Source organism: Providencia alcalifaciens (genome assembly GCF_020271745.1).
Classification (GTDB): domain Bacteria; phylum Pseudomonadota; class Gammaproteobacteria; order Enterobacterales; family Enterobacteriaceae; genus Providencia; species Providencia alcalifaciens_B.
This window is the reverse complement of record NZ_CP084296.1, coordinates 2,786,724-2,801,375: the sequence shown is the minus strand read 5'-3', so window position 1 is coordinate 2,801,375 and position 14,652 is coordinate 2,786,724. Positions and strand designations below refer to the sequence as shown.

Sequence of the window (14,652 nt, the reverse complement as noted above, 5' to 3'; positions counted from 1 at the left end):
CTTTGATAATATTGAGTTTTTAGGCATAATTCCCAAGCTAAATTTAATTTATAAATCAATAGCAACATAACACTATAATAAACATTGCTAATTCATCACTACGAATAGGTCATTTACCATGAATAATGAACACGATAATGTCGATAACGGCATATCACCTGTAACGCCATCACCTCAAGAGCCCGTAGATAGTTTTGTATTTACGCCTGAACCTCGCGCCGTTCAAGCAGGAGAAGGTGTTGAATGGATCAGCCAAGCGTGGGCGCTGGTCAAAGAAAAATTAGGCATGTGGATCCTGATTAACGTTGTCTTTTTCCTGATTATCTTTGCTATGGCTTTTCTGCCACTTATCAGCATGTTTGTGAGTTTTGTTACCCCAGTTTTCGTCGGGGGGATCATTGCGATTTGTGAAAATCAACGCAAAACTGGCGAAGTCGATATCGGCTTACTTTTCTCAGGATTCCAAAAGAAATTTGGTGAGCTATTTGCCATCGGCGCCATAAACTTTGCTGCCAATATGGTCGGAATGTTAATTGCATTTCTTATTGCTGGCTCGGCCATTTTTAGCTTAGTGATGCAAGCTGACCAATACGATGGTATTTCAGATGCAGTCTTGTTTGCATCAACTGGAACATTTGTATTTGCAGGCATTGTCATGGCATTAGCCAGCTTATTTGGCACAGCATTAACGTGGTTTGCCCCTGCGCTTATCATGAATCATGATTTCAAAATTGGCACGTCTATCTCCGCCAGCTTACAGGCAGTGAAGAAAAACCTATTACCCGGCTTCTTATTCTTCCTGATTGCCATGGTGCTAATGTTTGTCTCCATTATCCCATTCGGTTTAGGATTATTTATCTCGATGCCAATTATGTACGCAACTTACTACAGCACATACCGCAGTATCTTTTTTACCGATACTAAACAGTCCCAGACCAGTTCATTGATTATGTAAGTAAGACAGATTTGGCGCCATTTTTTCTTTGAAAATTTGGCGCCAAATATTTGTATTATAGCCAATACCGTTAAACTCATAAAAAAGGCTGAGCTCAGTCTAAAACCAAGCTCAGCCTTCAACATCAAATATATCAATTAGCCGATATATTCTAAGCCTTTCATATATGGACGTAAGACCGCTGGCACTTCAATGCGTCCATCCGCTTGCTGATAGTTTTCTAACACAGCAACCAGAGTACGACCGACCGCTAAACCAGAACCATTCAATGTATGAACCAGTTGGGTTTTCTTGTCGCTCTTACCACGGAAACGCGCTTGCATGCGGCGAGCTTGGAAGTCCCACATATTTGAGCAAGAAGAAATCTCACGGTATGTATTTTGCGCTGGTAACCAAACTTCTAAATCGTAAGTTTTGCGTGAACCAAAGCCGATATCCCCAGTACATAGCAGCACTTTACGGTATGGCAGTTCCAGTAATTGCAAAACTTTTTCCGCGTGACCCGTTAACTCTTCCAGTGCTGCCATTGATTTCTCAGGGTGCACGATTTGCACTAATTCAACTTTATCAAATTGGTGCATACGGATCAGACCACGAGTATCACGACCATAAGAGCCCGCTTCTGAACGGAAACATGGTGTATGAGCCGTCATTTTCAGAGGAAGTGAATCTTCATCTAAAATTTCATCTCGCACTAAGTTAGTCACTGGCACTTCTGCGGTTGGGATCAGTGCATAAGTACTGCTATCCGCTTCTTCTTCCAACGGTTTAGTGTGGAATAAATCCTCACCAAACTTCGGCAGTTGACCAGTACCATACAGCGTGTCATGGTTGACTAAATAAGGAACATATAGCTCTTGATAGCCATGTTGTTCAGTGTGTAAATCCAGCATAAATTGTGCTAATGCACGGTGCATACGCGCGATTTGGCCTTTCATTACAACAAAACGAGCACCTGTCAATTTCACTGCCGCAGGAAAATCTAAACCACCTGCCAGCTCACCTAAACTCACATGATCTTTGACTTCAAAATCATATTGGCGAGGTTTACCCCAACGAGCGACTTCTAAGTTTTCAGAGTCATCTTTACCGTCAGGCACTTCATCATCAGGAATATTCGGGATACTTAATGCAATATCACGGATTTCTTGTTGCAGTTTATCTAACTCTGCTTTAGCAGCATCCAATTTTTCGCCTAATTGGTTCACTTCCAGGCGTAATGGCTCAATGTCTTCACCACGCGCTTTCGCTGCACCAATAGTTTTCGATCGCGAGTTACGGTCTGCTTGCAGGGTTTCAGTTTCAACTTGTAAAACTTTGCGGCGTTCTTCTAATTCACGCAGCTTTTCCACATCAAGGGTAAAACCCCTGCGAGCCAGTTTTGTAGCAACCGCGTCTAGCTCCGTACGCAGTAAATTTGGATCGAGCATGCTTATCCTGTGATTTTGTTAGTCAATTGTGAGAGCGAATATAACGCGCTCCGGCGTTATATTTAGATTATTTTAATGCTTTATAACCTTACCGCATTGACCCGATTAGCGATAGCGTTTTGTTGCGCTAATTTGATCTTGTTGGGCTAACCAGTCGAGTTTTTCAGCAATTTTGCCTTCTAACCCACGTGCCGTTGGGTAATAGTATTGTGTCGCTTTCATTGGCTCAGGGAAATAGTTTTCACCCGCCGCGTAAGCATTAGGTTCATCATGAGCATAACGATACTCTTTACCGACACCTAACTCTTTCATTAATTTGGTAGGGGCATTTCTTAAATGTTCAGGAACATCATAATCTGGCTGCATTTGAGCATCTTTAATTGCGGCTTTATACGCGGTGTAAACTGCATTGCTTTTCGGTGCACACGCAAGGTAAACAATGGCTTGAGCAATCGCGCGCTCCCCTTCCGCCGGACCTACACGAGTAAAACAGTCCCATGCTGAAATCGCCACTTGCATGGCTCGAGGATCCGCATTTCCCACATCTTCAGAGGCAATTGCTAACAAACGGCGAGCCACATATAGAGGATCACCGCCCGCGGTAATAATCCGCGCATACCAATAAAGCGCCGCATCGGGGGCTGAACCACGAACTGATTTATGCAGAGCAGAAATTAAGTCATAGTACCGATCACCCTTATTGTCGAAACGCGCCGCGCGTTCGCCACTCACTTCTTTGAGTAACTCGGCGGTTAGCACTCGTTGACCTTGATTATCCGCCTCCGCCATATCCGACATCATTTCCAGCAAATTCAATGAGCGCCTTGCATCCCCATTCACCAAGTCGGCAATCATTTTTCGGGTACTATCTGGGAGAACGATATTTTGCCCTCCCAAACCCCGACTGCTATCGCCTAATGCCTGCAATAGCACCTCTTCAATTTCACTACTTTCTAAAGATTTTAATAGATAGACTCTTGCGCGAGAAAGCAGTGCCGAGTTGAGTTCGAATGATGGGTTTTCGGTAGTCGCACCAATAAAAGTGATGGTACCGTCTTCAATATGAGGTAAAAAAGCATCTTGCTGGCTTTTATTAAAGCGGTGAACTTCATCCACAAACAAAATGGTTCTTCGTCCCGCACTACGGTTTTGGCGCGCTTTTTCGATAGATTCACGGATCTCTTTGATCCCCGACGTTACCGCAGAAATACGCTCGATATCCGCTTGTGCGTAGTGGCCAATAATTTCAGCCAAGGTAGTTTTCCCCGTTCCCGGAGGTCCCCACAAGATCATTGAGTGTAAATGACCCGCCTTAATCGCACGTGGTAATGGTTTACCTTCGGCAAGTAAATGCGTTTGACCGATATATTGTTCAAGGGTTTCTGGCCGCATACGCGCAGCCAGAGGTTGAAATTCATTTTGTGAAAAATCAAGAGATAAGTTACCCACGAGACTCTCTTTACCCCCTAGAGATTAGTGAGCGCGAGAACGCTGGTCATCCAAAGTGACCCCTTTTGGTACCGTAAATTTGAATTTACCTGGGTCAACTGGGCCATTTTTTTGCTGTTTTAATTGATACGCGCTGGTTTGTCCGTCTTGTTCAACAGCCGCAAATTTCTCAATCGTCCCTTGCGGGTTAACCGTAATAGAGAAACTTTTTAATGTCCCATTCGATTGTTTTGGTTTCAGATCAAACGTATTACCCTGTTGGACAATAGAATACTGTTTCCAATCCTGCGGATTGTTGCGTGTTAATAGCAGGAATGGCGTATCTTGGGTAGCATCGGCTAAGTTTGTCACCGTCACTTGCTCAACAAATGGGTTGTAAAACCACAGATTTTTACCGTCTGATACCAAAACACTTTCATCCGGTGAAGTCATATTCCAGTTAAATAAGTTAGGGCGTTCAATCCACAAATCACCGACTCCCTCTTGGATAAGATCACCTTCTGGGCTAGTCACTTTCTGAGAGAAGCTCGCTTGGAAGCTATTTACTTTACTCAGACGATCTTGAAGGTCTTGACTCGCATCTGCCAATACTTGACCTACGTTTAAACTCAGGGCTAATGCACCTAACAACATCATTTTTTTCATCGAGAAAAGACCTTAAAATTAATACCACAAGGGGCGTATGTCTTTATACACCCCTTGAATTAAACCAGCAATTAGCACATGAAATATTAATATCCCATTGATGGCGGAGCTAATACTTCTCGGTTGCCATTATGCCCCGGTTCACTGACAATCCCTTGGTCTTCCATTTGCTCAACAATCCGAGCTGCACGGTTGTAACCGATGCGGAATTGACGTTGTACACCGGAGATAGATACCCTTTGTTTTTCAACAACAAATTCGACAGCTTGGTCAAATAATGGGTCGAGATCTTCATCACCATTATCTGAACTGCCACCACCTTCACTATCATCGCTACACGTTATGATGCTATCAATATATTGTGGTTTTCCACGCGCTTTCCAATCATTTACGACAGCGTGAACTTCTTGATCACGGACAAATGCCCCATGAACACGCACTGGAATAGATGAGTTTGGTGGCAGATATAACATATCTCCCATACCCAATAGTGATTCAGCGCCGCCTTGGTCAAGAATAGTGCGCGAGTCAATTTTACTCGATACTGTAAAGGCGATACGCGTTGGAATATTAGCTTTAATTAACCCTGTAATGATATCAACCGATGGACGTTGGGTAGCTAAAACGAGGTGGATACCTGCTGCACGTGCTTTTTGTGCCAAGCGTGCAATCAGCTCTTCCACTTTTTTCCCTGCGGTCATCATTAAGTCAGCAAATTCATCCACCATCACCACGATATAAGGCTCTTTTTTCAGCATTGGATGCTCCATATCCATACTGTCGCCCGGTTTCCAGAATGGGTCAGGGATTGGGCGATTCATCTCCGCCGCCGCTTTAATCTTATCGTTGTAACCTGCAAGATTACGTACACCTAAAGCTGACATCAGTTTATAACGGCGTTCCATTTCATTGACACACCAACGCAGCGCATTTGCCGCATCTTTCATGTCAGTGACTACTTCAGTTAACAGGTGAGGGATCCCTTCATAGATAGAAAGTTCCAGCATTTTCGGGTCTATCATAATAAAGCGCACATCTTCAGGCTTCGCTTTATATAAGATACTGAGGATCATCGCGTTGACCCCAACAGATTTACCTGAACCTGTCGTACCAGCTACTAATAAGTGAGGCATTTTTGCCAAGTCAGCAACAACTGGGTCACCTTCAATATCTTTCCCTAATACAATCGTCAGTGGCGATGGATTTTTTCTAAAATCATCACAATCTAAAACTTCACTCAAATAAACGGTTTGACGTTTTTCGTTCGGTAATTCTAGACCAACATAGGGTTTACCCGGGATCACCTCAACAACACGAACCGCTGTCGTCGACAATGAGCGTGCAAGATCTCGGGATAACGTGGAAATTCGAGCCGCTTTCACTCCCGGCGCAAGATCCAACTCAAAACGGGTGATTACCGGACCTGGAGAGAAACCAACGACTTCAGCTTTAACCCGATAATCATTCAAACGTGCTTCAATTAACCTTGCGGTTTGCTCTAATTTGAACATATCCACTGGCTCTTCTTGCTCAGGTGGACTCGCTAGCAGGTCAAGAGATGGCATCGGCGTGGTTGGTTTCGGTAACGGCTGGTCGTTACGCACTAAGAATGGGTGGAATAAGCTATCTTGCTGTGGCTGCTGTGGCTGCTGTGGCTGCTGTGGCTGCTGTGGCTGCTGTGGCTGCTGTGGCTGCTGTGGCTGCTGTGGCTGCTGTGGCTGCTGTGCTGCAGTTTGAGGTTGCCCCGCAGGATGAGCAACAAATTCATTTCCATTATGCACAGGTATTATCGGCTGTTCTTGTGTTATCGAACGAGCTTGCACTGGCGGTTCGGTAAATGATGGCATAAATAGCGGCGCTGCTGGCTCATCATCCACTAAATCATCCACCGGCGAGAAACGCTCAAATGCCGATAATGACGTACTTAAATCAATCTTAGGTTCAAAATCATCCACATCATTATCAAGCTCATGCTCATCATCTGCATGGGCAGTAAAACGATGGATATCTGAAGGTGAAGCTGGCTCTGTTGGCGCTATTTGTTCTGTAGGCTCAAAAGCTGGCGTAAATGCTGGGGCAGACGCCCAACGATGTTCAATTTCTGGCTGAGTAAACGTACTCGCGGGTATATCATTCTGATGAGTTTCTGCCTCTGGTGCCATACCTGAATCTGGAACAAAATCAGCTGCGGGCTGGTTAACCTGGAATGCAGCGTCAAAACTCTGCACATTTGTTTCTGGCTCACCGTAGCGTTGACGTTGCTGCTCTAAGAACTGAACGCGCAGTAACCTTTCTTGCTCTAACTCATCGTCAGTTTTTACTTCATTTTCAGGTTGTTCAGTAACAGACCATTGCTGATAAGCCTGTTCACGCTGAGATGCCTCTTCTTGACGACGCTGAAGCTCCGCATCACGCTGAGATGGAATACGAATACCATACAGCTCACGGCGAGTCGGTAAGCGAACCGGATTTGGGCGAGGTAATTCTGGCTCCAGATTCTTTTTCACTTGTGCGTGGCGTTCCATCGCTGCAATCGAAATACCCGCAGCGGCTAGCGCCGCAGGATCGGCAACACGGTTAGTTACCGATGATTCACTCACGTCAGGACTTCCCATATCAATAGTGGGCTCTACTGGTGCAAACTGTGGCGATGTCAATACTGGAGCTGCCGGTTTAGGCTCAAAAACAGGTTCTGGCGCAAAAATGGGCTCAGGCGTAAATGTCGGTTCTTGAGGCATAGCAGGCGCAGGAGAAAATGCCTGGGTCGGTGCCACTTGAGGCGGATAGTCATCAGGCACTTCAAAATGGTAAGTTTGCGGTTCTTCCGTCGCCGAGAATGTCGGTAAGGTTGTACTTTCTGTTGGCTGAGCAGTAAAAGTAGGCTGCTCTGCCAAAGAAGCGCTTGGCTGGACTGACTCAATAACGGATTGCGGTGCAGCCGTTAATAGAGGATCAACCATAACCTGTGACTCAGCCGCAGGCTGCACATCCTCAGAAACGAGCTCAGAGACTGTTGGCGCAGAAAACAGTACATCATCCGCATCAAATTGGTGGTTTTCATCATTTGCTTGATGTTCAGCGATTTGAGCACGCTGTAGCGCCTCTTCCGTTTCTTCAACATCATAATCGTAGTCATCAAGTTCATCACCACGGGCACGGTTTGTTAGCAATGTGATAGGGAGTAATATCCCTGCTCCAATTTTTTCTGCAATAGTCAGCCAAGACCAACCCGTGAATAGGGTGAAACTGATTGCCCAGAGGAATAACAGCGCCAAGGTAGCGCCCAATGAGTTAAACCACGGCATAATTGCATTACTGAATACGCTACCAATGACCCCGCCAGAAGCGAAATTAGGTAAATCATCAAAGTTAAGCGCCGCTAAGCCACAAGATGAAAGGATCAGCGCTAACCCGCCAATAAGGCGTAAAGAAAGTGAGAAAAAGTCAATATAGCGGCGCTGGCTTTCATAGTGATAAATTGCCCAACACCCGAGTAACAATAATGGCGGGATCGCAAACGCGAGAATACCAAATGCAGAAAACAGGATATCCGCACTCCATGAGCCAATACTTCCCCCTAAATTTTTGACGGGGGCATCCCAGTTAGTTTGCGACCAACTCGGGTCTGAAGGATTAAAACTCCATAGCGCGACCATAAGAAAAATCGCACAGAGGCAGATTGCCAACAAAATCACCTCTAATAGCCGTCTGCCGCTACTGAGTTTTTTAAATTTGATGTACTTATCTTCGGTATATTCTTGGCTCATTATTGTTTCTTTACTGACTGATGTTCTTGCTTAATACGTGATTATCCTATGATTATTCTAACACTAATCCCCTAAACGCGCCTGCTTTAAGGAGATTAAGACAAATTATCACACCATAGAGACCATAAGACTCAGTATTTCATCTTACGAATAGGGTTTCAAACTCTATTTAGGGTCAAAATTCTTAATTGTTTATAGTTTTAAAATCAATACATTGAAATGAAAATTTCTGACTAATTTTGAGTCTATCTCGGACAGTGACCAGAGAATATTCGAAAAAGAATCATTGGGATAATTGAAGTGAAAGATTATAGCGCTTAAAAACGGAACAACGCTGAGTAAACCCAGCGTTGAAACAGCAGTGCGACAACAATGCAGATTGCTGTGCAGGAATGATGAACACAAAGTGCAATTAGCGAGTTTTAATCACTAAACGGTTGCTTTGTTTCACTTCTTCCATAACTACGTAGGTACGAGTATCGTTTACACCCGGAAGGCGCAATAAAGTTTCACCTAGCAGTTTACGATATGCGGACATATCTGGCACACGCGTTTTCAACAGATAGTCAAAGTCACCGGAAACGAGATGACATTCTTGAATTTCTTCAAGTTTTTGAACTGCTGTGTTGAATTGTTCGAACACATCTGGCGCGCCACGGTTTAAGGTAATTTCAACGAAAACCAGCAGCGATGCATCTAAATAGTGTGGATTTAACAGTGCAGTATAGCCAGAAATGAAACCCTGTCTTTCAAGACGACGAACACGCTCTAAACATGGCGTTGGAGATAAACCAACACGCTTAGATAGCTCAACGTTAGAGATACGCCCATCTTTTTGTAATTCGTTCAGTATATTCCTGTCAATACGGTCAAGGTCTTTGCCAGGACGCTTTTTATTGTCAATCATCTCTTATCTCTCTTTCTTTAATTGTTATTTTCCACATCTTATAAAACGGCACCATCTATTCGTCAGTCTTCCTAAGCGGACTAGCGGGCGTGGAACCTATTTTATTCGTAATAACTGAAGTTCTCATAAACCGAAACATATTTACCTTTAGAGCGGCTTATAATCGTCGCGACATTGCAGAATGTGTGACGTAAAGTTAATTTTCCAGTAAGAACAAAAATGCGCCATTTCCATTGACCTGCTAGATAATTAACTCTTAGATAGATGTTTTCGCAAATGCGCAGCCGATTGTCAAAGTAAATGAATAAAAATCAGTACAAGATTTCGGTTTTTTTTTCAGTAAAACGTTTCGCAGGCGCAATTCAAGATAATTCCTAAAATTACCGTTTCGTGATTAAAGCACTTTCCCTCTCATTTTTTAACTCTTAATTGGTATTGCCTATCAGAAAAATTTGTCCCCTCCACATCAATGAATGGTTAAATCACTTTTGTTACCCCCCTATTTCTCCTACAATCGTCCTTATGCTTTTTTGAGACTAAAAAGAGGAATTCATGAGCACAACCACACATCGCAAGTTAATCATTTTAGGTTCAGGCCCTGCAGGTTATACCGCAGCCGTTTACGCAGCTCGCGCAAATTTACACCCTGCACTGATTACTGGGGTGGAAAAAGGCGGTCAATTAACCACAACCACGGAAGTTGAAAACTGGCCGGGTGATGCTGAAGGCTTAACAGGCCCGGGACTCATGGAACGCATGCATGCCCATGCAGAAAAATTCGAAACTGAAATCATCAACGACCATATAACAAAAGTGGATTTTCAGCAGCGCCCTTTCCGTCTGTTTGGTGATGATACGGAATATACGTGTGACGCATTGATCATTGCGACAGGCGCATCCGCTCGTTACATCGGTCTACCGTCAGAAGAAGCATTTAAAGGTCGAGGAGTGTCCGCTTGTGCAACGTGTGACGGTTTCTTCTATCGTAACCAAAAAGTTGCAGTCGTCGGTGGTGGTAATACTGCCGTTGAAGAAGCACTGTATCTTTCGAATATCGCGTCTGAAGTGCATTTGATTCACCGTCGCGATAGCTTTAGAGCAGAAAAAATTCTGGTTAATCGCCTGATGGATAAAGTTGAAAATGGGAATATCGTTCTGCATACCGACAACACATTAGACGAAGTTCTGGGCGATGATATGGGCGTTACTGGCGTTCGTTTACGTTGCACCAAAACTGATCAAACGCAAGATGTTGCTGTCATGGGCGCCTTTATCGCTATCGGTCATAGTCCTAACACCGCCATTTTTGACGGTCAGCTAGACTTAAATAATGGCTATATCAAAGTGCAATCCGGCACCAACGGTAACGCAACTCAAACATCCGTTGAAGGGATTTTTGCTGCTGGCGATGTCATGGATCACATCTACCGCCAAGCAATTACTTCAGCAGGTACTGGCTGTATGGCAGCATTAGATGCAGAACGTTACCTAGATGGGTTAGCAGACAAAAAATAATTTCCTTATCTGAAATACCTTGAAGCCCCATTTTTGCGCTGTGATTCGTTAAAGTTCGCAGCGAAATAGAATGGGGCTTTTTATTTATTCTGGCCTCAAAAAATAAAGCTCTATTCCATCCTGAATTAGGAGCAAGTTTATTTTCCTCTTTTTACCCCATGCCTATACTCCATTTTATTGTCTTCTTCATTCAAATAAGGAAGTGATATGGAGCCTCAATCGCAAAAAGAGCCCAACTTTATGGGTTCACTTAATAAGCTGGCGTATTTCATTGTTATCTTGCTATCGGTTATTCAAGGAATTGTCATCACCGCCACGCTTGATTATTCCATCGAAATTCCATTAAGCCCTACATGGGCTTATTTACCCATGATGTTGGCTATTTTTGTTCCTTCGGTTATCAGTTTTCTTATTACCAATGCCAAACAAGCGGTGTTTTATCTCAATATTATCCTAACGATTGTGCTTGTTTTTTGGATCAATACTTGGCAAAGCCTTGATATTGGTATTTCTGACAACAATGATGCATTCCTTTCTATTTCGACACTCACTGTCCTGATTTTTTTCATATTGCCTTGGATGCAAAACCGCCAAGCTACAGGAACCTGGAAAGCTGATTACAGCTGCTTAGTTGGGCACTATTTCCGTAACACCTTATTCGGACTCTTCGCCTGTGCCATTGGGGGCTTATTAGCGCTGATCGTCAAACAAGCTAGCTTTTTATTCGGCATTGTCAATCTGTCAACACTCAGCCAATTTCTTGGTCACTACATTGTCCTTTGGGTGGCATTTTTAGTTGGTTTTAATACCAGCTTGCTCTTTTTGCGTTCCAAATTAGTGATGCAACTAAACAACATTGCCAAATATTTTTCGCAATTTTTCCTCCCTTTACTCAGTTTAATCGCCGTAATTTTCTTAGCCGGCTTGGTTGTTTCCATATTAACTGGCGTACATTACACAGCTTCAGAGCTAGGTTCTGGTACCATGCTCTGTTTTGTGATTTTAAATATTATTTTTATTAATGCCCTTTATGGCGATGGCAAAACCCAATTCCAATTTAAATCTATTATCAATGGCTTTGTGCTAATCAGCATCGTTCTATTAAATGCATTTTCTGCACTTTCTCTGTACGGTATTTTCGTTCGCGTTAGTCAATATAGCTGGAGCGTGAGTAGGCTATATGCATTTACTATTGCGCTATTCTTAGCCCTAATTATTTTAGCTTACAGCATCACTATCATTGTCAAACGACACCGCTGGGCATTCTCCCTCGGTGCGATAAATAAGGTCGCTATTCTTGGTTTAATCGCCACTATCTTAGTTATTAATAGCCCTATTGGTGATTTCCAACGCATCGCGGTCAACAGCATTATGGCTGCCGTTGAGAAAGGCAAAATTAAAATTAACTACGATTTGTCTTATGACTTAGAGAAGTTAGGAGTACGAGGAAAAGAGGCGTTAACGAAACTGGAACAAGATCCTGATACAAAAGCACAACTCAAAGTTGGCGCTTACTCTGATGCCCCTAAACCTCTTAAAGACGTTCTTATTATCGCCAAAGGCAGCCAACCATTGCCACAAAGTTGGTTTGATATAGAAGATGAGATCCGAGACGCATGGAATTGCACTAATTATTACAGCAATTATGAATGCCTTGGATTTATGACCGATGCAAACAGCGATGGAACCGACGATGTGGTGATGTGCTACTCCATACCCGAGTCCCTTGATTATGAATGTACTATTTGGCAGTTCGTGGATAACACATGGAAATTAGTCGATACGCAAAGAGAGATATTCGACGATATTGCGTACAAAAAAGCAGCTTGGGATAAGCTGCTCAACAACCAGTTTATATTGAAACCAAAAACATGGTTGCAAATTGTTCCTGAATAGCGCACAAAATTTCTCAGAAACTATTTCAACCTAAAATGCAGGTGGCTTAACAATTATAAATTAAGCCACCTTATTTTTTCTTCGTAATAACGGTAACATCCTCTGCTCGCTCAAATTTAATTATATTGCGCTTAATATAATTTACCTTTACAAAACATATTGATAACAAAAATTGTTCTATTTAAATAACTGGCTTTTATTATGTAACATATCGAATGGAAGCTGCTATGATAGACAAAAATTCGGTTAGATTTGATGACAAAGTCAACTATCTTAACTGCACTCAATAACATGAAAACTACACCTGCTAACTAAATCATTATGGATAAATCAAGACAGACTGAATTGGTGCGTTGGTTAAAGCAACACAGCGCTCCTGCTAAGCGTTGGCTCCGAATTTCTATGCTATTAGGCATAGTCAGCGGTTTATTAATTATTGCACAGGCTTGGTTCCTCGCCGTGATCCTACAAGCGCTCATGATGGACCATATTCCACGAGAGCAACTCCTCACTGACTTTGCGTTATTAATTAGTGTCTTTATTTTACGCGGTGTTGTTCATTATCTTCGTGAACGCGCTGGCTACCGCTGCGGACAAGTCGTTAGGCAGCAAGTCCGCGGCATGGTGTTAGATAAACTGCAAGAGTTAGGCCCTGTCTGGGTCAAAGGTAAGCCCGCAGGAAGCTGGGCGACGATTATTCTGGAGCAGATTGAAGACATGCAGGATTACTATTCGCGCTATCTTCCGCAGATGTATTTAGCCACCATAATCCCAATCATGATCTTGATTGCCATCTTCCCATTTAACTGGGCGGCAGCGCTGATTTTATTTGCAACTGCACCTTTAATTCCGATTTTCATGGCGCTGGTAGGGCTCGGAGCTGCCGATGCTAACCGCCGTAACTTCCTTGCTTTAAGCCGTTTGAGTGGCAGTTTCCTCGATCGTTTACGTGGGTTAGATACCCTACGCCTATTCTTCCGTGGCAAAGCGGAAGTCACCCAAATTCGTGAATCCACCGAAGACTTCCGTTCCCGCACCATGGAAGTACTGCGCATGGCATTTTTATCGTCGGGGGTCTTGGAATTTTTCGCGTCGATCTCCATTGCGGTGGTCGCCGTTTATTTCGGATTCTCTTATCTTGGAGAGTTAAATTTCGGTAGCTATGGCCTGCCTGTTACATTATTTGCAGGTTTCCTTGCGCTGATTTTATCCCCTGAATTTTTCCAACCTTTGCGCGACCTAGGTACTTACTATCACGCAAAAGCCCAAGCTGTGGGCGCCGCGGAATCGCTAGTGACCTTACTCGAAAGCCAAGGTGACGAACAATTACCACAAGGCGACAAGGTGATTGATGAACAACCTATTCGCATTGAAGCCAAACAGCTGGAAATTCTCTCCCATGATGGCACTCTCCTCGCGGGTCCTCTCAATTTCACCATTGAGCCACAGCAACGCATCGCCTTAGTGGGTCAAAGTGGCGCAGGTAAAAGCTCCCTATTAAACTTATTACTTGGCTTTCTGCCTTACCGTGGCTCCATCACCATTAATGGCAATGAGCTCAATCAATTATGCCCTGAACAATGGCGTGCTTTGGTCGGCTGGGTTGGGCAAAACCCGCATTTACCTGAACAAACGTTGCAGGAAAATATTTGCCTAGGGAAACCCAATGCAACTGAGTCAGAAATTCAGTCTGCGATCGAAAAAGCCTATGTCGCGGAATTTTTGCCAAACTTACCGGATGGGTTAAATACTCGCTTAGGTGATTTCGCCGCACGCCTTTCTGTTGGACAAGCCCAGCGTGTCGCTGTCGCTCGTGTGCTCTTAAAACCCTCTCGCTTATTGCTATTAGATGAGCCTGCAGCCAGCTTAGATGCTCACAGCGAACAACGCGTGATGGAAACATTGAATCAATTATCTGAGCAGCAAACTACGTTATTAGTGACCCATTTACTTGAAGAAACCATGGGTTATGACCAAATTTGGGTCATGTCTAACGGGAAAATTATCCAGCGTGGTGACTACCAACAACTGAGCCAGTCTGAAGGTGCTTTTGCCCAATTACTCGCTCATCGCCAAGAGGAGCTTTGA

The 14,652-nt window shown here is 43.7% G+C and carries 9 protein-coding genes; 4 read left to right on the top strand and 5 right to left on the bottom strand.

Annotated elements, in window-relative coordinates:
• Positions 1-118: 118 nt before the first annotated feature.
• Complete coding sequence (locus LDO51_RS12855; protein WP_225574871.1) at positions 119-955, top strand: BPSS1780 family membrane protein; 837 nt, start codon at positions 119-121, stop codon at positions 953-955.
• Positions 956-1,092: 137 nt separating this feature from the next.
• Here LDO51_RS12855 and serS read toward each other — a convergent pair whose 3' ends face one another.
• The 5 genes from serS to lrp all read right to left on the bottom strand — a co-directional run bounded on the left by serS (position 1,093) and on the right by lrp (position 9,153).
• Entirely contained in the window at positions 1,093-2,385 is a 1,293-nt protein-coding gene (gene serS / locus LDO51_RS12850; protein ID WP_225574870.1) for a serine--tRNA ligase, read from the bottom strand.
• Positions 2,386-2,490: 105 nt separating this feature from the next.
• Positions 2,491-3,834: a replication-associated recombination protein A gene (locus tag LDO51_RS12845; RefSeq protein WP_225574869.1), complete on the bottom strand. Its 1,344-nt coding sequence runs from the start codon at positions 3,832-3,834 to the stop codon at positions 2,491-2,493.
• Positions 3,835-3,858: 24 nt separating this feature from the next.
• Positions 3,859-4,479, bottom strand: a complete 621-nt coding sequence (lolA, locus tag LDO51_RS12840) for an outer membrane lipoprotein chaperone LolA (RefSeq protein WP_225574868.1) — start codon at positions 4,477-4,479, stop codon at positions 3,859-3,861.
• 86 nt (positions 4,480-4,565) lie between these two features.
• A complete protein-coding gene (locus LDO51_RS12835) occupies positions 4,566-8,246 on the bottom strand; it encodes a DNA translocase FtsK 4TM domain-containing protein (RefSeq protein WP_225574867.1) in 3,681 nt (1,226 codons plus the stop codon).
• A 412-nt stretch (positions 8,247-8,658) separates the two neighbouring features.
• Positions 8,659-9,153 (bottom strand): leucine-responsive transcriptional regulator Lrp, encoded by a 495-nt coding sequence (gene lrp, locus LDO51_RS12830; RefSeq protein ID WP_004918089.1) that lies wholly within the window; start codon positions 9,151-9,153, stop codon positions 8,659-8,661.
• Between the two features lie 552 nt (positions 9,154-9,705).
• Between lrp and trxB the strand changes: the two genes are divergently transcribed.
• The 3 genes from trxB (at position 9,706) to cydD (ending at position 14,652) form a co-directional block, all read left to right on the top strand.
• Entirely contained in the window at positions 9,706-10,668 is a 963-nt protein-coding gene (gene trxB / locus LDO51_RS12825; RefSeq protein WP_225574866.1) for a thioredoxin-disulfide reductase, read from the top strand.
• Between the two features lie 207 nt (positions 10,669-10,875).
• Positions 10,876-12,564 carry a DUF7057 domain-containing protein gene (locus LDO51_RS12820; RefSeq protein WP_225574865.1) on the top strand — a complete coding sequence of 563 codons (1,689 nt, stop codon included), beginning with the start codon at positions 10,876-10,878 and terminating at the stop codon, positions 12,562-12,564.
• 321 nt (positions 12,565-12,885) lie between these two features.
• A complete protein-coding gene (gene cydD, locus LDO51_RS12815; protein ID WP_225574864.1) occupies positions 12,886-14,652 on the top strand; it encodes a heme ABC transporter permease/ATP-binding protein CydD in 1,767 nt (588 codons plus the stop codon).

Coding starts and splice junctions, on each gene's coding strand:
- cydD (WP_225574864.1), top strand. CDS start 12,886: ATGGATAAATCAAGACAGACTGAATTGGTGCGTTGGTTAAAGCAACAC.
- LDO51_RS12820 (WP_225574865.1), top strand. CDS start 10,876: ATGGAGCCTCAATCGCAAAAAGAGCCCAACTTTATGGGTTCACTTAAT.
- LDO51_RS12855 (WP_225574871.1), top strand. CDS start 119: ATGAATAATGAACACGATAATGTCGATAACGGCATATCACCTGTAACG.
- trxB (WP_225574866.1), top strand. CDS start 9,706: ATGAGCACAACCACACATCGCAAGTTAATCATTTTAGGTTCAGGCCCT.
- LDO51_RS12835 (WP_225574867.1), bottom strand. CDS start 8,246: ATGAGCCAAGAATATACCGAAGATAAGTACATCAAATTTAAAAAACTC.
- lolA (WP_225574868.1), bottom strand. CDS start 4,479: ATGAAAAAAATGATGTTGTTAGGTGCATTAGCCCTGAGTTTAAACGTA.
- lrp (WP_004918089.1), bottom strand. CDS start 9,153: ATGATTGACAATAAAAAGCGTCCTGGCAAAGACCTTGACCGTATTGAC.
- serS (WP_225574870.1), bottom strand. CDS start 2,385: ATGCTCGATCCAAATTTACTGCGTACGGAGCTAGACGCGGTTGCTACA.